General features: G+C 62.5%; 15 protein-coding genes and 1 pseudogene. 7 read left to right on the plus strand and 9 right to left on the minus strand.

Annotation, left to right across the window (positions count from 1 at the left end; translation table 11 throughout):
- Positions 1 to 5 precede the first annotated feature (5 nt).
- A pseudogene (locus J4P02_RS01385) lies at positions 6 to 104 on the plus strand (SAM-dependent methyltransferase); the annotation flags it as partial.
- A gap of 65 nt (positions 105 to 169) precedes the next feature.
- Here the strand turns inward: J4P02_RS01385 and J4P02_RS01390 are convergent.
- From J4P02_RS01390 to J4P02_RS01410, 5 genes are all read right to left on the minus strand, one after another.
- Complete coding sequence (locus J4P02_RS01390) at positions 170 to 679, minus strand: Imm15 family immunity protein (RefSeq protein WP_426186981.1); 510 nt, start codon at positions 677 to 679, stop codon at positions 170 to 172.
- 2 nt (positions 680 to 681) lie between these two features.
- On the minus strand, positions 682 to 1,185 hold the full coding sequence (locus J4P02_RS01395; RefSeq protein WP_426186984.1) for a hypothetical protein: 504 nt from the start codon (positions 1,183 to 1,185) through the stop codon (positions 682 to 684).
- Positions 1,186 to 1,328: 143 nt separating this feature from the next.
- Entirely contained in the window at positions 1,329 to 1,586 is a 258-nt protein-coding gene (locus J4P02_RS01400) for a hypothetical protein (RefSeq protein WP_426186987.1), read from the minus strand.
- Positions 1,587 to 1,693: 107 nt separating this feature from the next.
- Complete coding sequence (locus tag J4P02_RS01405; protein ID WP_426186990.1) at positions 1,694 to 2,092, minus strand: SDR family oxidoreductase; 399 nt, start codon at positions 2,090 to 2,092, stop codon at positions 1,694 to 1,696.
- Positions 2,093 to 2,098: 6 nt separating this feature from the next.
- Positions 2,099 to 2,992 (minus strand): DMT family transporter, encoded by an 894-nt coding sequence (locus tag J4P02_RS01410; protein WP_426186993.1) that lies wholly within the window; start codon positions 2,990 to 2,992, stop codon positions 2,099 to 2,101.
- Between the two features lie 156 nt (positions 2,993 to 3,148).
- Between J4P02_RS01410 and J4P02_RS01415 the strand changes: the two genes are divergently transcribed.
- Positions 3,149 to 3,730, plus strand: a complete 582-nt coding sequence (locus J4P02_RS01415; RefSeq protein ID WP_426186996.1) for a helix-turn-helix domain-containing protein — start codon at positions 3,149 to 3,151, stop codon at positions 3,728 to 3,730.
- Between the two features lie 166 nt (positions 3,731 to 3,896).
- Here J4P02_RS01415 and J4P02_RS01420 read toward each other — a convergent pair whose 3' ends face one another.
- The 3 genes from J4P02_RS01420 to J4P02_RS01430 are packed head-to-tail and all read right to left on the minus strand — an operon-like array spanning position 3,897 to position 6,315.
- The gene (locus J4P02_RS01420; RefSeq protein WP_426186999.1) at positions 3,897 to 4,298 is read right to left on the minus strand and encodes a hypothetical protein; all 402 of its coding nucleotides are present in this window, start codon (positions 4,296 to 4,298) and stop codon (positions 3,897 to 3,899) included.
- On the minus strand, positions 4,295 to 5,440 hold the full coding sequence (locus J4P02_RS01425; protein WP_426187002.1) for an AAA family ATPase: 1,146 nt from the start codon (positions 5,438 to 5,440) through the stop codon (positions 4,295 to 4,297). Before J4P02_RS01425 ends, J4P02_RS01420 begins: the two co-directional genes overlap by 4 nt.
- 14 nt (positions 5,441 to 5,454) lie before the next feature.
- Positions 5,455 to 6,315, minus strand: coding sequence for an RNA ligase family protein (locus tag J4P02_RS01430; protein WP_426187005.1), 861 nt, complete (start codon positions 6,313 to 6,315; stop codon positions 5,455 to 5,457).
- Positions 6,316 to 6,653: 338 nt separating this feature from the next.
- Here J4P02_RS01430 and J4P02_RS01435 point away from each other — a divergent pair, with 338 nt between their 5' ends.
- Positions 6,654 to 7,313, plus strand: a complete 660-nt coding sequence (locus tag J4P02_RS01435; RefSeq protein ID WP_426187008.1) for a hypothetical protein — start codon at positions 6,654 to 6,656, stop codon at positions 7,311 to 7,313.
- Positions 7,314 to 7,387: 74 nt separating this feature from the next.
- Here the strand turns inward: J4P02_RS01435 and J4P02_RS01440 are convergent, their stop codons facing one another.
- Entirely contained in the window at positions 7,388 to 9,079 is a 1,692-nt protein-coding gene (locus J4P02_RS01440) for a SulP family inorganic anion transporter (protein WP_426187699.1), read from the minus strand.
- On the opposite strand from J4P02_RS01440, the gene J4P02_RS01445 reads away from it, so the two are divergent.
- The 4 genes from J4P02_RS01445 (at position 9,078) to J4P02_RS01460 (ending at position 17,237) form a co-directional block, all read left to right on the plus strand.
- Positions 9,078 to 9,431, plus strand: coding sequence for a hypothetical protein (locus tag J4P02_RS01445; protein WP_426187729.1), 354 nt, complete (start codon positions 9,078 to 9,080; stop codon positions 9,429 to 9,431). The two genes, J4P02_RS01440 and J4P02_RS01445, sit on opposite strands and share 2 nt — an antisense overlap.
- Positions 9,432 to 9,462: 31 nt before the next feature.
- Complete coding sequence (locus J4P02_RS01450) at positions 9,463 to 10,383, plus strand: NAD-dependent epimerase/dehydratase family protein (protein ID WP_426187011.1); 921 nt, start codon at positions 9,463 to 9,465, stop codon at positions 10,381 to 10,383.
- Between the two features lie 186 nt (positions 10,384 to 10,569).
- Complete coding sequence (locus J4P02_RS01455) at positions 10,570 to 11,772, plus strand: M48 family metalloprotease (protein WP_426187014.1); 1,203 nt, start codon at positions 10,570 to 10,572, stop codon at positions 11,770 to 11,772.
- Complete coding sequence (locus J4P02_RS01460) at positions 11,760 to 17,237, plus strand: AAA domain-containing protein (RefSeq protein ID WP_426187017.1); 5,478 nt, start codon at positions 11,760 to 11,762, stop codon at positions 17,235 to 17,237. The genes J4P02_RS01455 and J4P02_RS01460 overlap by 13 nt, the downstream gene beginning before the upstream one ends.
- The last annotated feature ends 21 nt before the right edge of the window (positions 17,238 to 17,258 follow it).

Consider the following 17,258-nt stretch of genomic DNA (forward strand, 5'->3'; position numbering starts at 1 on the left):
GGCTCGATGAATATGTCTATGGAACGGAGCCAAATGCCTTTCTGGCAGAGCACGCCGGGCTGCTGATTGGGCCGGTGCTCAGCGTCGCCGAAGGAGTAGGACGTATAGGCCCCCTACCCTCTGGGTGAAATCCTATCGACGCCAACAGACAGCGAATCCTATTCACTCATCAAGCCCTGGGAACAGCAAAGACCCTTACAAGTTCCTCTGCGCAAGCGGCGTCATAAAATCGACTTTCATAAAAATCAAAGGCTGTTTCTGCCCCGCAGTTAGAGAAATGCCTTTTGACGTCTGTCATCTCCCGCGACGCGTGCCCTTGTGCTTTTTCTTGTAGCTTTTGCAAAAAAACGGCCGCGGCGGGCTGCTGATAAAAAAATATATTAGGGATGAGGATGCCTTGCTCCTCCAGGCCTTCAAAGTCTGTAAAGGTCAGGGCAAAAAAGACATTTTCATCTCTTGAAGCCTCCAGCAACCTTAACGTATTTAAAAGAAACACCGCGAACCCTGTCAGGAAATCGGCAACTGCGCCGCTGCTCATCTCTTGCCTTAAAAAGTCCAAGCGACTGTATCTAGATACAATCGGCAGCTCCTCAAAGCTTTCATGGATCTCAAAGAATACATCCATATCCTTGTACGCTTCTTTACTGATTATCCTGCTATAAAAATCTGCAAACTTCATCTTTAGTGGGCGCCCAATCCCTGCTTGTTTAGAGCAGCCTGCTTTTCGCGACACGCAATAAAATCTTGAAAATTATTGATAAAGCCTTGTCTTGCCCCTGGCAGTATCTTTTTTAGAACCAGAAAATAAAGATAGACAGGTGTCGCATCCCATGCCTCTTCTTCAATCCAGCGCTCTTGCGTCTCAAGACAAAAAAGCACGCAACGTATGAGGTTGGCGAAGTTTTCATCTGATTTACGGTGTTGCTCCTCTATCTCCCAGAGTTCTACCGCAAGCTTTTTTCGCAAGTCTCCATCGTTTTCTATGGGCTCTCGCTGGATACCTTCTTCGATATACGGAATCAGCGCCTGCAACTTAGCATCAGAGATACTGGCGAGCGCCCCACTGTCAATCAGGCCGCGCAGATAGAGAGCATACTGACGTGTCATTTCGCTGAAAGACACGCCCGCATCAAGTAACGCCTGTTCAAGGCAGTCGAACGCTCGAACTTCCAGGCTATCAATCATTCTACCGCTCCACCTTTACCCTAAGCCTGCGCATAACCCCCTTGAGCGCAAGGGGCAAAATTGCATAATCCTACCATCGTTCCTTGTGGCTTTTGATGTAACGCTTTCTGGCCCTTCCCGCCATCTTCGATTCATGCAGTTGTTTATCTGCCATCCCGATCAATATTCGCCACTCTAGCTCGGTCGTGGGGGTCAACACCTCTGGCCATTGGCGTACGCCAAGTGAAATGCAGAAAGAGCGTGGAGAAGAAGAAAAACGGAATTCCGATATCAGCTGAGATCTTTTCAGCCACCAATAGGCCGGCGCCACCGCCCACAATAGCGGCGAGTATCAAGAAAAAGAGATCGCTCCTCTGTTTGCTGGGGCGCACCAGATATCTGAGCAGTGCCTGCACGTTCATTTCAGTTCCTCTGTCTCAGAAAACGCTTAAACCATAAGCATCACTTGTGCGGATGCCCTCAGCGATCAGCGGCGCATGGGTTGAGGGATAGCCAGCGAATGGTGATCTCAAGTCAGCAGTCCGCCATCCACAACCATCACCTGGCCCGTCATGTAGGCAGCATCATCAGACAGCAGGAAAGCCACCACCTTGGCCACCTCCTGAACCGTGCCGAATCGTTGCATTGGAATAGGTTCCAGCACCTGGGCAACCCTGCGCTCGTTCAGCTTGCGGGTCATGTCGGTGTCGATGAAGCCAGGCGCTACGGCGTTGCAGCGCACACCGCGGGAGGCGAACCAGTCGACCTGCTCCATCGACCATTGCGTCCGATCAAGCACGGCCTGGGCCGAGGCGGCCATTCGAGTCACGGCCCGCTCGTAGACCGCTCGCCCCTCCATGTGCAGGAAAAACTCGCCGGCAGCCACCGTCTCGTGGCCAAGTCCGCCGCTGGCCGAGCGTTGACGCACCAGGCTTCAAACCGCTTCCTGGCGCTTGGAGCGTGTCAGGGTCCAGCCAAAATTCATCCCCGCCGCGGCCAACAGGATGGCCGTGGCACCGGCCATCTGCAGCAACCCCAGGGGATGACCGAAGGTAATCCAGTCCACCAGGATCGCAACGATCGGGTAGATGTAGGACAGCGCTCCCACCAGTGCAGTGGGGATCTTCTGGATAGCGCTGTAGAGCAGCGTCGACATGATGCCGGTATGGACTACGCCGATGATCACCAGATAGCTCCATGTTTCACCCACCATGTCGGTCGCGGAAAAATCCAGGAAGGGTGCGAGCAGCAACACGCCGACGGTTAGCTGAATCAGTACGATCAGGTGCGCGGGGAGTGTCTTGAGGCGCTTGGTGATTGCCGCCGCCACGGCATAGAAGAAGGCCGAGGCCAGGGCCAGGCAGACCCCCACCAGGTAATCGGTTCCTGCCGTCTGCCCACTGTTTTTCGCCGCGACGATCAACACCAGGCCAGCGAACGCGAGCAGCAGCCAACCTACCTTGGCCGCACTCAGGCGTTCGGCAAAGAGCACCACGCCCAAGCCAACCAGCATGAACGGCTGAATGTGATAGACCACCGTCGCAATGGCGATCGATGAATGACCATAAGCACTGAACAGCAATACCCAGTTGAGCATCAGCGCCACGCCGCCCAGGCACACCAGGAGAAACTGCACTGCATCCATCCGCGAGCGCTGGAAGATGCCCAGCGCCAGACACGCGACCAACATCGCCATGGCGCCAAACAGGCAGCGCCAGAACACCACGGCTTGCGGGGCTTGCCCGGACATGATGACAAACCAGCCCACCGTGCCGGAGATCGCCATCGCCAACGTCATTTCCACTGCCCCACGGGCTTCTGGCTTCATTTGAACTGCTTCCTTGCTGCGGGCGATGCCGTAACCTGAGCCGCCTTGATGCCGGCTCTACGGCCGACAAAATGAACGATATAATGAACTAGCGACCGGCATAGTGAACAACGCGCACCGGTGCGTCAACCCATTTAAGGATGATTTAAAGAACAAATGAACGATATAACGAACGATTCATCCGGCAGTTCCCTCAGCCGCATCGGCCTCCTGGCGCTGGCGATCAAGCGTGAGCGGCAACTGGCGGGGCTGTCGGTAACCGAGTTGGCCAAACGCGCCAGCGTAGCGAAATCAACCCTTTCACAGCTGGAGTCCGGTATCGGCAACCCCAGCATCGAGACCTTGTGGGCGCTGGCCATGGCCATGGGTTTGCAGGTGACGCGGTTATTCGAACAACCCCAGCAGCATCTGCGGGTGATTCGCGCCAATGAAGGAATGACGGCCTATGCCGAAGCGTCCAACTACGCCGCTACCTTGCTCGCCGACTGCCCTGCCGGCATGCAGCGTGATATCTACCGGCTCAAGGTTCAGCCCGGTGAGGCGCGCCTGTCACAACCGCATCCGCCTGGAACAGTCGAGCACGTCATATTGTGCACTGGCGCCGCGAACGTCGGCCCGGCCAACAGCCCGGTGCGCTTGTGCGCCGGTGACTACATCAGCTATTCGGCAGACCTGCCCCATGTGTTTGAGGCATTCGATGTTGATACCACAGCGGTCATGGTGATTGAGCATCCCTGACACTTCGAAAGCGGCAAGCCATCAAGGGATTGCCAAGTCGCCCGGGGCCGGCTTGATCTTGTTGCGTCTCCTGTTCTTGCCTCTGCCGGCCTGAGGCAGGGTGAGCAACTGATAACAACTGACCACTGTTGTTGTGCAGGTGCTCACCTCCCGCAAGCACTGAGACTCAACCCTCAAGCAACCTCAAGAGTTCAATCAGCACCAGCGCTTCCGACGCGCCAAGCACCGCCTCAACCTCCCCACAGCTACCGCGTGCAGAAACAATGGTGCCGGCCAGTATTTCTCCATCAGGAGTGCACAGGTCCAAGTTCACGACGAAGGTTCCACCCTCTAAGCGTTCACCTTCAAACACCAGCTCAACTTCATGGGGGAAAATCGACACGTAGGCACAGAACTTTTCACCCGGGTATTCGTAATGACCACGATTCCTGCTTAGTGCCCTGCCCTGGCTTCTTGAAGCCCCTAGATAGACCCTATCTAAAAACCCCTCAAGAGCCTCTATGCATTGCATTTTTTCAGTTATCACTTGGCCCCCTTCGGTCGGGCTAGACGCGGGTTCGCGGTTCACCCGGTCACCGCCTGATACACCACCCGGTGCGCCTCGGTCGGCAGTGGCACTTCCCACTTGAACAGCATGCGGCGGATATCCTCGTTGCGCAGCGAGGTGTCACGCTTCTGGTTGCGCTGCATGATCTCGCTCTCGGGGCGCTCCAGGTAGAGGATTTCCACTTGCGCGCCGTAACCGTAGAGCAAGTCCAGGGTGCGGTTGCGCATCTGCGCCGACAGGTGCGTCGAGTTCCACACAAAGGGTTTGTGCTCGCGCAACAGGGCCTTGGCCCGGTCGATGGCGTAGTGCGCGGCGGCGCCCTCGTTCTGCCCATGGCGCAGGCCCAGGGCCTGGCGCGCGTCGTCGAACGACACCACCGGCAGATCCGGGTAATGCTGTGCGGTCCAGGTGTCCTTGCCACTGGCCGGCAGGCCCGAGAGCATCACCACCGCCGAGCCTTGCGGCGCATGCAGCGGATAGTCAGGGTGCACCCGGGCGCCACGCAGGTACTGAATGCGCGTGTAGTCGTCAGCAAAGGCCCGCGGCCCGTGCAGGCAGCCCTCCTCCAGCGCCAGTTCGCGCCACAGTTCGATGGCCGTCATCACATCGGACTTGCCGGCGTAATCGCGGCCTTGCATATCGGCCTCGGCCACCGCGCAGAGCATCCATACCGGCAGCTCCCACGACAGCTTGTGCAGCAGGAACTCTGCGCTGCGGCCGCTGCGATCGCCCTGCAGGGCGAAGAACGGCACCTGGTGCACGGCGATGATGCGGCAGATCTGCTCGCGCAGCTCGAAAGGCACGCCAGCGCGCCACAACAGCAGCCGCGCATCCACCGCGCCGCGGCGCGAGTGGCCGGGCTGGCCGATACGCCCAGTATCCGGGTCGATCACCGTGGTGTCGGGCTTGGCGATGTCGTGCAACAGGGCGGCGAAGAACAGCACAAAACGCTGCTCGGCGCTGGCCTGCTGGTAGGCGGATTGCGCCAGCAAGGCTTCGACCACCAAGCGGGTATGAATCCACACATCGCCCTCGGCGTGGTAGGTGGGGTCTTGCGGGGTGTCGGCCAGGCGCACCAGGGCCGGAATGGCCGCCAGGCAGGCGGCGGCATCCATCTCGCGCCCCGGCTCGGGGACCAGCTGTTGCAGGTGTCGAATATCCATTTCGGGATGCTCCTTCAGTAACCGTGGCGTGGGCCGTGCCAGTCCATGGACAGGCGCGGCGCATAGAGGTCGACGCCGTCGGCCAGTTGATTGGGGATGAAGGGTTGGCTGGCATGGTGCTGGTCGGCATCGAGGATGGCCTGGACAAAATCCTGACGCACCCACTTCAGCCGGCCGAGGGTCTGCTGCTGGTCTTCGAGTTTCAGGTACAGGCCTTCCATGCGGCTGGAGCGATCGCACTGGCGCCAGGCTCGAGCCAGGTCGAGGCCTTCACGGCGCACCACCTGCTCGAACACTTCGCACCAGCGAGCGGTCTTGGCCAGCGAGTCGCTCACCAGCGCCATCAGCTCGGCATGCCGCCGCGGCGCCGGGCCTTCGTACAGCACCGGCACTGACAGCACCGGCCCGCCCTCGAGCAGGCGCCGGCGCGCCGCGGTGGAAAGAAACAGCCCTGTGCTGCGGTCCCACACATCGAACTCGCAGAAGTAATGCGGCAAGCGGTCGTAGAACACCGAGTGCTTCTTGTGCAGCCACTCGCCATACAGCACGTAGCGGTCTTCCAGGCGCTCCAGCAACCAGTGCTCGTGGGCCGAGGCCCACTGCTTGAACAGATTGAACTGGCGCTCGCGACCACCGCCGGTGAGGTAGTGGCCGCGCGACTGCAGGCGCAACTCGCCGCCCGGGGTAAAGCTGATGCCGGCGTTGGCGCCGTCGAGTTTTTCTTCCACCACCAGCCACTGCCCGGCCAGGGCGGCATAGCGCACCTGGCCAGCGTCAGTGTCGCCGTCCTGCAGGCGCGAGCCTTCCAGGTGGGGCGTGCGGGGGTATTTGAGCAGTTCCAGGTTGTGCGCGGTGGCACGAATATCCGTGTGCATGGGTTTGTCCTCAAGAATAGGGAAAAACCAACGACAGGATCAGGCAGGCATAGTGATGCAGTGCCGCCGCGCACGGGCGCGGGCAGCCATCAGGCAGGATGGACCGTCGTCGGTATCAGGCGTGTTGGCTGGCGTAGGGCACTGGCTTCACCACTTGGAGAAAAGGTTGCGGGGGCTTTAGGCCGCGCATTCAACAGCAGATAGCGGCACCCGGTCAAGCCCTGAAAGCGCAACGCCAGGGTTTCCCTGATAGCGCGCAACACCCGAGCTTTTGTCATGAAAAAAACCGCCTGGCGCTCATAGGGTGCTGCAGTCATAACCTCGATAAGGAATCGATCATGAATTTTTCAAGCTGGCTGATGGCTGGAGTCATTGGCCTGGCACTGGCACCTTTGGCCCAGGCTTCCTCCCCTGCGGATAGCGAAGAAAAGGCTCAGTTACGCAAACTCTTCTGCGAGTCGAAGGGTGGCGCCGACATCACGACGCTGGGTGAGCTGAAGAAGTCCGACGACGTCGGCGCCGTGGTGGTGTGCAAACTCCCGCCGTCGCCCACCACCGTGGTGGCGAACCAGGCGGCCTTGAAGCTTGGCCCGCTGCCATTGACGCCGGTCACGGCAACACTTGCGCCACCGTCCGGGGTCTACAAGCTGGCGCCGGGCGCCAGCGCCATCAACACCTCCTGTTCGGCCAACCTGGCCATCGCCAAATGGGCCGGTTTCCCTGCCACCAGCAATGGCAACGCCACCTTGAATTGCCGCGGCTACAATGCCGGCGCGGCAGGCGGCACCTTGGGCTGCAAGATCGAATGGACCGGGCCCACCCAGGTGGCCATCGGGGTGACCCCTTACGGCGGCCAGGTGGCGGTGAACTTCAGCTGCCAGGCCCTGTACTTCGGCTCCATGGGCACGGTGATGGATTTCAGCTACGCCGATCCGGCGTATCCGCGCATCCGCTACGGCTCGGTCCAGGCCACCAGCAGCATGACCATCACCCAGTGATGCCGTTGATGCTCGGCTGAGCGTCGATCAAGCGCCGGCGGGGGGCCAGCCCCTGCCGGCCACCCTGCTCTGCATCACTGCTTGCCGCGCATGCTATTGCGCCATATGCGGTAGGTCCTGATGCCTGAACGCACCGAACCGAACAGCAGCTGGCTGTCCATTTCCCGGGTCATCCCCGAGCGCTCCAGCATTGCCAGGAAGGTGCCGCGAGCACGGGCGATGGCGAAATAGATGCCTTGGGCGGCCAGGGTCTCGCGGATCTCCCGCAGCACCGCGATGCCGCTGACATCGATATCGGTCACCGCCTCGGCATCGAACAGCACCACCTCGGCCTGGGTCTCGCGCTGCACGGTATCGAGCAGGCGCATCTTGAAGTAATCGGCGTTGAAGAACAGGATCGCGTCGTCGAAGCGATACACCACCAGGCCGGGAACGGTACGGGCTTGCGGGTACTGGCGGATATCCACCTGGCCTTCGATGCCCGGCATCCAGCCCAGCACCGCGTCGGTGGGTTGGTAGATGCTGTACAGCAGGCGCAGGATGGCCAGGGTCACGGCGAACATGATGCCCGGCAGCACCCCCAGGCCCAGCACGCTGACGGTGGTCAGCAGGCACAGCCAGAATTCGAAGCGGCTGAGGGAGTAGATCTGCTTGAGGGACTTGACGTCGATCAAGCCCCAGCCCGCCATCAGCAGCACCGCGCCCAGCGCCGGCTGCGGGATCCACGCCATGGGTGCGGTGAAAAACAGCAGGATCAGCGCAATCGCCAAGGCGGCGATAATCCCCACCAACTGACTCTTGCCTCCGACCATGTCATTCACCGCGGTGCGCGAATCCGCGCCGCTGATGGCGAACCCCTGGGACGCGCCGGCGGCCAGGTTGCTCACCCCCAGGGCGATAAACTCATGGTTGGCATTGATTGCGTAGCCATGGCGCGCGGCGAAGCTGCGGGCGGTGAGCATGGCGCTGCAGAAACTCACGGTGGCGATACCCAGAGCGTCGCGCAGCAGGCTCTTGCTTTCCTCCAGGCTGATCTTGGGCCAGGACAGCTCAGGCATTCCCGCTGGCACATGGCCAAGAATCGCCACCCCGAGCCGGTCGAAGCCGAACACCCCGGTCAGCAGGGTGAACACTGCCACTGTCACCAGGGCGGCCGGCAGACGCGGGTAGCGTCGCGGCAGCCAGATCAGCAGGCCAAGGCTGGCCAGGCCAATGGCCAGGGTCAGGCCATGGGTCTCCCCCAGGCGCTGCAGGAATTCCACCGTACCCGGGATGAAACCCTCGCCGTCGATCTTGTAACCCACCACCTTGTCCACTTGCCCGTCGATCAGGCTCAGGCCGATACCGTTGAGGTAGCCGATCAGGATCGGCCGCGAGAAGAAACTGGCGATAAAGCCCGCCCGGGCGATGCCGGCAGCGATCAGCATCAGGCCCACCAGCAGCGTGACCATCATCGACAATTCGGCGGTACGCTGCGGATCGCCCATGGCCAAAGGCGCCACGGCCCCGCCGAGCATGGCGCAGGTGGCGGCGTCGGGGCCCACCATCAGTTGCCGCGAGCTGCCAATCAGGGCGTAGACGATCATCGGCAATATGCAGGCATACAGCCCGTACTGCGGCGGCAGGCCGACAATCTGCGCATAGGCGATGGCGATCGGGATCTGGATCGCGGCCACCGACAACCCGGCCCGCAGGTCGGCGCGCAACCATTCGCGGCGGTAGTGCAACAAGTTGGACAAGCCTGACAGGTAGCGGGATAGCAAGATGCAAGGTCCTTTTGAATATTGCGTTTTGTTCTTTGGCTGCGCTCTGGCCGCCCTCTTGTTTGGCAAGGCGATGCGGGGTGCTATTCAAACGAATCAAGCGACCAATAACCATGAGCTGGAGCAGCTTTTGCGTCGATCCATCCAACGCAGCCCCCCAGATGAACCTGGAACCAGCCACCGCTTGACCTTGAAGCTAACTTTAAAGTTAGAGTTTTGCCGTGGTTCAGTCACCTCGCAGCACTGGGTCATTCATGGGCCCAAGCTGCAAGCGAGCGCGGATTCGCTAAGCTCAAAAGCCAACCCTGCACCGCAGGTGATCGAGGCTCGAACGCCGTTTGCGCGCCCTGACTGACCGACTTTCTCCAACGACTCAAGGACACAGCATGCAAACCATTTTGGGCGCCAGCGGGCAGATCGCCCTGGAGCTGGCGCGAGAGCTGTTCAGCACCCACACCGACGACCTGCGACTGGTCAGTCGCCACCCGGCCAAGATCAACCCCAGCGACAGCCTGGCGCCGGCGGACCTGCTGGATGCCGACCAGGCCGCCAAGGCGGTCAAGGGCAGCAGCATCGTGTATTTCACCGCCGGCCTGCCGCCCGACACCCGGATGTGGGAGCAGCAGTTCCCGCGGATGCTGAAAAATGCCCTGGAGGCGACGCGGGCGGCCAACGCCAAGTTCGTCTATTTCGACAACACCTACATGTACCCCCAGGATGATCGCTTGCTGACCGAGGATGCCCCTTTCCAGCCTGTGGGCCGCAAAGGTCGAGTACGGGCGGCCATGGCCAGCATGGTGCTGCAGGAAATGGCCCGCGGCGATATCCCCGTGGTCATCGGCCGGGCGCCGGAGTTCTATGGGCCCGGCAAGACCCAGAGCATCACCAACAGCCTGGTGCTGGACAACCTCAAGGCCGGCAAGACCGCCCGTGTGCCGGTGCGCGACGACACTCGGCGCACCCTGATCTGGACCCCCGACGCCAGTCGCGCCCTGGCCGTCCTGGGCAACACCCCGGAAGCTTACGGGCAAACCTGGCACCTGCCCTGCGACGATGAGCGCCTGACCTACAAGGAGTTCATCGGCCTGGCCGCGGAGACCCTGGGCAAGCCCCTGCCTTACAAGGTGCTAGGCAAATGGACACTGCTGGCCGCAGGCCTGGTGTCCAGGCAGGTGCGGGAACTGCGGGAACTGCTGCCACGCTACGAGCGCGACAACCTGTTCGACTCGTCGAAGTTCAAGCAGCGCTTCCCGACCTTCGAAGTCACCCGCTATCGCCACGGGCTCGAGCAGATCCTGGCCACCTAGCCACCCCGGCAGCGTTGGCCTGGCGGCTGGCCATTGCTCAACGGGGCGCTGTACTTTCACAAGTAATTTGCCCAGCCCCTAGGTATGCTCCGCGTCTATCGCCAATCACTGAAACCGGGATGCCAGCCCAAGCCTCTGCTGCCCAGGGGCGGTTTATGGAGCCGTATCCTCAAGGACGTTCGCACGATGAGTAGCCCCGCGCTGGATATCAGCAGCCTGACGCCACTGCCTTACCACCGGCAGGTGGTCGATTACCTGAAAACCAGCGAGCCCGCCGTGTGGAGCTGGGCCTCGTCCCTGGGGGTTCAGCAGGAACATGCCCAGGAGGTGCGGGCGCAATTGCTGCGCGACACCTATCGCCTGAGCCCCGAAACTCACCCGCAGGCCTATCAGGCCTGTGACACCGCGTTGCAGTGCCTGCAGATCGAAGCCCCCGCCACCCTCTACCAGGCCGCCGATGGCGCAATGAACGCCAGCCTCTACTACCTGGCCGGTGAAGTGCACGTGGTGTTCTACGGGCCGATCCTGGAGCGACTCGACGCCCGGGAACTGCTGGCGCTGCTGGGGCATGAGCTGGCTCATTACCGTTTGTGGTCGGAGCACGACGGTGACTACCTCACTGCCGAGCGCATTCTCAATCATGCCCTGGCCGATGTGCATACCCCGCCCAGCCTGGAGCAGACCGCGCGGTTGTACAGCCTGCACACGGAAATCTACGCCGACCGCGGCGCGGCCCTGGTGGCCAGTGGGCCAGAAGCGTCGATTACCTCGCTGGTGAAGATTCACACCGGGATTGTCAGTGTCGATGCCGCCAGTTACCTGCAGCAGGCCCTGGAGCTGGAGGGCAAGGGCGCGCAACTGTCCCAGGGCGTTTCCCACCCTGAGACCTTTCTGCGCTCCCAGGCGCTGGACAGTTGGTGGCGCCAGGTTCCGCAGACCGACGCCTGGTTGCACCGGCGCTTGCGCGGGCCCTTGTCGCTCAATCGCCTGGACGTGACCGACCAGATCGAGCTAACCGCCCTCACCCGCGGATTTATCGCGCGCTTTGTCGACACTGCGGTGTTGCAATCGGAGGGGGTACTGAATCAGGTACGTGGCTTCTTTCCCGACTGGCAGGAGAGCGAAACGCCCCTGGACCTGGGCACACTGAATGCCGAGCGAATCGACGCGAGCATCCACGAGTACCTGCACTTCATCATGCTCGACCTGTGCCTGGTGGACCCCGAGCTGCGGGACGAGGCATTGCTGCACGCCGCCCGCACGGCGAAGCAGCTTGGTAGCGCCGACGATTTCATCAGCCTGCTCAAACGCGACATCAAGTTAACCAAACGTGAACTCGAGCCGATCGTTCGCGCGCTGAAAGCGGAGGTCGAGACATGGACCCAGTAACCCAACCCTTGACCTTCGCCCAACTGCTGCAGAGCCACGATGGCGCCGCCCTGCCCATCGACGATGTGCTGTTTCTAACGCTGCCGCTGCTGCGCCAGGTGGCGCAACTGCATGACCAGGGGCGCGTGGCCCAGCTCAGCGGCCTCGATGTGCTGCAAGGGCCGGAGCGCAGCCTGCAACTGCGCCACCCCGAGGGCCTGGCGCCGCGCCTGGCCCTGGAGGCCATCCGCCAGGTTCAACCCAACCCGCAGTCGGCGCTGAATATCGTCGGCAAGGTGCGCCTGACCCGGGACTCGGAAAGCGGCGTGGCCATTACCGACCTGCAAGTCCAGGAAGACCCGCAGCAGGCCATCGACCATCCGGTGTTCCTGCCGGACCTGCACAGCTGGGAGCAGCGCCTGGGGCACCACGATGAAATCACCGATATCTTCCAGCTCGGCCTGATGCTGGCTTGCCTGGCCTGCGGCCTGGACTTTGCCGACAGTGACGACCTCCAGCGCTTTGCCCGCAACCGGCGCAACCTGTTCCAGCTCAATGGCCGGCTCAATCCGGTGCTGGCCAACCTGATTGTCGAGATGACCGAGCTCAACCGCCACGAGCGGGCCACGGATGTCGGCTCGCTGGCGCGGCGCCTGGAGTCCTGGCGCGAGCAGCCGGCCAGCCTGGATGTGGAGCGCGTGCTGGCCCAGGCCGAAGGCCCGGCGTCGCGGCGCACTGTGGTGCTGGAACACCTGCGCAACCGCTTGTTCGACCTGTCGCGGCGCAATCGCCTGCTGCACTTCCGGGCGACCCAGGCCAGTGTCAACCTGACCGTGGCCAGCGTGCCGCTGGTGATGCGTATCGAAAGCATCCGCCCCGAAGCGCTGTGCACCTGGCAGCCAACCTTCGGTGGTTTTTCCGAGCAGGTATTGAGCGGCAAGCCCGTAGGCCTGCAGCAATGGCTGCGGTTCGAGGACCAGGCCTGGCTGCAGTCGTCCCTGGAACGCATCATCCAGGAAACCCGCCGCGACCGCGCCGAGTTCGGTTTCAGCAACCTGCGCCTGGTGGTGGCCTTCATGCGTTGGCACAACCTCAAGGACACGCCGGAGGAACGCATCCTCACCCCCCTGCTGTGGCTGCCGGTGGAGCTGACACGGAAAAAGGGCGTGCGCGACCAGTTCATGTTGCAGTGCGATGAAACCGAGGCCGAGTTCAACCCGGTACTGCGCCATCAGCTGCGTCAGCTCTACGACATCCAGCTGCCGGAAACCATCGACCTGCAACAGACCTCCGTGGCAGACATCCATGCCGATATCGCGCGGCAGATCAAACTGACCGAGCCGGGCGTGGAGTTGCGCCTGCAGAGCAAGCCGCAAATCGAACTGATCCACCAGAAAGCCGTGCAGCACCTGCACCATTTCCAGCGTCGCCGCGCCCGCCAGCGCTCGGCCATGCCCCTGGTGAAGCCGGACTTCAGCTACGACCGCGAAGACTACCGGCCGCTGGGCCTGCAACTGTTCCAGCAGAAGGTGCTGCCCAGCGAGTTGCCGCTGCGCATGGCGGTGGGCGCCAAGCCCTCGCTGCGCACCCAGCACCCGCAAATGGCCGCCAGCAGCAGCGAAAACAGCACCTTCGCCCTGCCCGAGGATCAGGGGCACCGCTATGCCTGGGACATCGACCTGACCCAGGTGACCCTGGCCAATTTCAACTATCGCAAGATGTCCCTGGTGCGCGACTACGCGCAATTGATCGACGAGCCGGCGCAGAACGAAGCCTTCGACCGGATGTTCTCCATCGAACCGCGGGAAGTTGAAATCCAGACCCCGGACTCGATCCCGCTCCCCGAACAATGGAATGTGGTCGCCGCCGACGCGACCCAGAATGCCGCGGTCAGCCTGGCCCGCACCGGGCGCAATTTCATCATTCAGGGGCCGCCGGGCACCGGCAAGTCGCAAACCATCACCAACCTGATTGCCGACTACGCCGGGCGTGGCTTGCGGGTACTGTTCGTCTGCGAAAAACGCGCGGCACTGGATGTGGTGTTCCATCGCCTGCAACAAAGTGAGCTGGGGGAATTGTGCTGCCTGATCCACGATTCCCAGACCGACAAGAAGGCCTTTGTCGGTAACCTGCGCGAGTGCTACGAACGCTGGATTGCCGGCGATGCCCAAGCGCCGCAGGTGCAGGCCCGACGCAACGCCGCATTGGCCACCCTGGAGCAGCAGTTGGGCCTGATCGAGCGCTTTGAACAGGCCATGGCCGGAGTGCCGGAGCCCCTGGCCTGCTCGGTGCGCGAGCTGGTGCGGCACTTGATTGCACGGCCGGCGGTTAGCCCAAAGCTGCCGCCCGAAGCCTTGGAACGCTTGCCCGAATGGCGTCACTGGCAGGCCCAGGGCGAACTTATCGGCCGCCTCTATCTGGCCCTTAACCAGCGCTTCGGCCTCGACAGCTTTGCCCGTCACCCGTTCAGCCACCTGGCCTCGAGGCTGGTGACCCATGAACATGCCTATGGCCAGCTCAAGGCGTTCCTAGATGAAGCCAGCGGCTTGATGGACAGTGTCGAGCAATTTCTCGAGTCATCTGCCGGCCTGCTGTCCAGCGACAGCGCCCTGACGGATGCCTGCGCCCTGACCCAGGCCGCCGAGCAACTGAGCGGCGCCAACCTGGCCACGCACCTCGACCTGCTGGAGCCGGGCTCCGCAGGTTCCCAGGCGCTGCACGCCGAACAGGCGGTGCTGCAGGCGCTGGCCGTACAGCAGCACAACGCCGCGGAAAACACCCGCCATTGGCGCGACAAACTGGCGCCCCAGGACACCCAGGCCGCCCTGGACCTGGCGCAACGCCTGGAAGGTTCGCTATTGCGTTGGCTGCAACCGTCCTGGTGGCGGCTGCGCGGTGAACTGCAACGGTGCTATGACTTCAGCCAGCACGCGATCCGCCCCAGCTACCGCAGCCTGCTGGACAACCTGGCCGGCGAACACCGCGCCAGCGCCGAGCTGCTGGCCGAACAGCAGCGCCTGCAAAGCCACTATGGCATCCAGGACATCGAGCTGTTCGTGCACAGCCTGCAGGCCCTGCTGCAGCAACTCAGTGCATCGCCACTGCTGCGCCAGTGGGTCGAAGGCCTGCGGGGCAACCCCAATGCCCTGTCCGCCGTACATCAGCAAGCGAACCTGCGCCAGCCCGTGGCGCGCCTGGCCGAGCTGTTGGCGAACAATTGCGTATTCGAAGCGCCGCCAAGCCTCGGGCAGCTGGCCGAATTCCTGCGGGATCTGCGGGAAGAACTCGACGAACTGCCCGATACCCTGCCCCTGCTCAACGAGCTGCACCGGGCAGATCCGGCGTGCCTGTTGGCGCTGCAGCAGCACGCACTGGCGCAAACGGTGCTGGAGGGGCTGATTGCCGAGGAAAACCTGACTCGCCTGTATCGCGCCAACCCACAGATGGCGCGCTTCGACGGCCCGGCCCTGAACCTGGCCGCGCGCCAGGCCAGCCAGGCCGAGAGCGGCCTGCTCAAGCACAACGCCCAGATGCTGAGCGCCAACCTGCACCAGCGTTTTTTGCAACATGTGAAGCACTCGGCAATGTCAGTGACCCAGCTCGACGCCCAGGCTCGCGAGTTCAAGAAAGCCTATGCCAAGGGTCGCCGCGAGCTGGAGCATGAGCTGGGCAAGACCATGCGCTATCGCTCGATCCGGGAAATGGCCAGTGGCGACAGTGGCCGGGTGATCAACGACCTCAAGCCCATCTGGCTGATGAGCCCACTGTCGGTGTCCGACACCCTGCCGCTGACCCCGGACCTGTTCGACGTGGTGATCTTCGACGAGGCCAGCCAGATCCCCAGCGAAGAAGCCGTACCGGCCTTGAGCCGGGCGCAGCAGGTGATTGTGGTGGGTGACGAGATGCAGTTGCCGCCGACCAACTTCTTCTCCAGCGCAGGCGACCAGGGTGATAACGAACTGCTTGCCGTGGAAGACGGCGAACAGATTGCAATCAACCTCGATGCCGACAGCCTGCTGAGCCAGGCCGCGCGCAATTTGCCGGCGACCCTGTTGGCCTGGCACTACCGCAGCCGCCACGAAGCCTTGATCAGCTTCTCCAACGCGGCGTTCTACGAGGGGCGGCTGATCACCATTCCCGACCGGCGTATCGAACGCCCGGCCCCGGCCCAAGCCACCCTGGACTCCACCGATGCCCAGGCGGTGACCCGGGGCGCCGACATCCTGCTCGACAGCCCGATCAGCTTTTTGCAGATGAGTGATGGCGTCTACCTCAGCCGGAGCAACCTGGCCGAAGCGCGCTATATCGCCAACCTGGTGCGTGAACTGCTGCAACGGGAAACCGGCCTGAGCCTGGGCATCGTGGCCTTCTCCGAAGCCCAGCAAGGCGCCATCGAGCAGGCCCTGGAAGACCTGGCCGCCAGCGATTCGGCCTTTGCCACCCGCCTTGAGCGCGAGTACGTGCGTGAAGACGCCGGGCAGTTCAATGGCCTGTTCGTGAAGAACCTGGAGAACGTCCAGGGTGATGAACGCGATGTGATCATCCTGAGCATCTGCTACGCCCCGGGACCGAACGGCAAGATGCTGATGAACTTCGGCCCGATCAACCAGCGCGGCGGGGAAAAACGCCTCAATGTGATCTTCAGCCGGGCACGCCAGCGCATGGCGATCGTCTCCAGCATCGAGGCCCAGGCCATCACCAACACCCACAACGACGGTGCCGCGGCGCTGCGCGCGTTCCTGCAGTTCGCCCAGGCCAGCGCCAGTGGCGACGCGCCGCGCTCCCAGGGGATCCTCGCCAACCTCAATCCGGGCGCCAAGCAATCCTTCGCCCTCAGCCTGCCCCGGGACAGCCTGCGCGACGCCCTGGCCTGCGCGTTGCGCAAGCGTGGGCATCAGGTGCAGGAGTATGTCGGACGCTCGCAGTTGCGCTGCGACCTGGCCATCAGCGACGCCGCAGGGGAACACTTCAGCCTGGGCATTCTGCTGGACGGCGATACGGCGGCCGCGGCCAATGTGCGCGAGCGCTATATCTTCCGCCCGAGCGTGCTGCGCAGCTTCGGCTGGAAGATTATCGATGTGCTCAGTCACGACTGGCTGCGGGCCCCGGAAGAGGTGCTCAATCGCATCGAAGCGCTGCTCCGCGGTGATGAGGCGCCGGCATTGCCGGAGCCGGAACCGGAAGTGCCGGCGCAAGCCCCTGAGCACGAACCTGCGCCAAGTGCTGAAGCGGCGATCCCGATGCGCGAGTTCACCTTCGGTGAAGGCAACTCCAACAAGTTCTGGCGTATCGGCGTTGCCGAGGCGGAGGTGGTGGTGCATTTCGGCCGCATCGGCAGCAAGGGCCAGACCCTGATCAAGGCCCTCGACAGCCCAGAGCGGGCCCTGCGTGAAGCCCAGAAGCTGATCGCGGAGAAACTGCGCAAGGGCTATCAGGAGCAGGCGGCCCTCGATCAGGGCGGGGAAAGCGGCGCCGATCCGGCATAGGTGTTGGCGAGCCTCGCCATG

The organism is Pseudomonas sp. NFXW11 (genome assembly GCF_049887815.1).
Lineage (GTDB): Bacteria > Pseudomonadota > Gammaproteobacteria > Pseudomonadales > Pseudomonadaceae > Aquipseudomonas.

What these genes read in the sequence shown, in the direction of transcription:
- J4P02_RS01390 (WP_426186981.1), bottom strand. Translation starts at nt 679, where the DNA reads ATGAAGTTTGCAGATTTTTATAGCAGGATAATCAGTAAAGAAGCGTAC.
- J4P02_RS01395 (WP_426186984.1), bottom strand. Translation starts at nt 1,185, where the DNA reads ATGATTGATAGCCTGGAAGTTCGAGCGTTCGACTGCCTTGAACAGGCG.
- J4P02_RS01400 (WP_426186987.1), bottom strand. Translation starts at nt 1,586, where the DNA reads ATGAACGTGCAGGCACTGCTCAGATATCTGGTGCGCCCCAGCAAACAG.
- J4P02_RS01410 (WP_426186993.1), bottom strand. Translation starts at nt 2,992, where the DNA reads ATGAAGCCAGAAGCCCGTGGGGCAGTGGAAATGACGTTGGCGATGGCG.
- J4P02_RS01415 (WP_426186996.1), top strand. Translation starts at nt 3,149, where the DNA reads ATGAACGATATAACGAACGATTCATCCGGCAGTTCCCTCAGCCGCATC.
- J4P02_RS01425 (WP_426187002.1), bottom strand. Translation starts at nt 5,440, where the DNA reads ATGGATATTCGACACCTGCAACAGCTGGTCCCCGAGCCGGGGCGCGAG.
- J4P02_RS01430 (WP_426187005.1), bottom strand. Translation starts at nt 6,315, where the DNA reads ATGCACACGGATATTCGTGCCACCGCGCACAACCTGGAACTGCTCAAA.
- J4P02_RS01435 (WP_426187008.1), top strand. Translation starts at nt 6,654, where the DNA reads ATGAATTTTTCAAGCTGGCTGATGGCTGGAGTCATTGGCCTGGCACTG.
- J4P02_RS01445 (WP_426187729.1), top strand. Translation starts at nt 9,078, where the DNA reads ATGCAAGGTCCTTTTGAATATTGCGTTTTGTTCTTTGGCTGCGCTCTG.
- J4P02_RS01450 (WP_426187011.1), top strand. Translation starts at nt 9,463, where the DNA reads ATGCAAACCATTTTGGGCGCCAGCGGGCAGATCGCCCTGGAGCTGGCG.
- J4P02_RS01455 (WP_426187014.1), top strand. Translation starts at nt 10,570, where the DNA reads ATGAGTAGCCCCGCGCTGGATATCAGCAGCCTGACGCCACTGCCTTAC.
- J4P02_RS01460 (WP_426187017.1), top strand. Translation starts at nt 11,760, where the DNA reads ATGGACCCAGTAACCCAACCCTTGACCTTCGCCCAACTGCTGCAGAGC.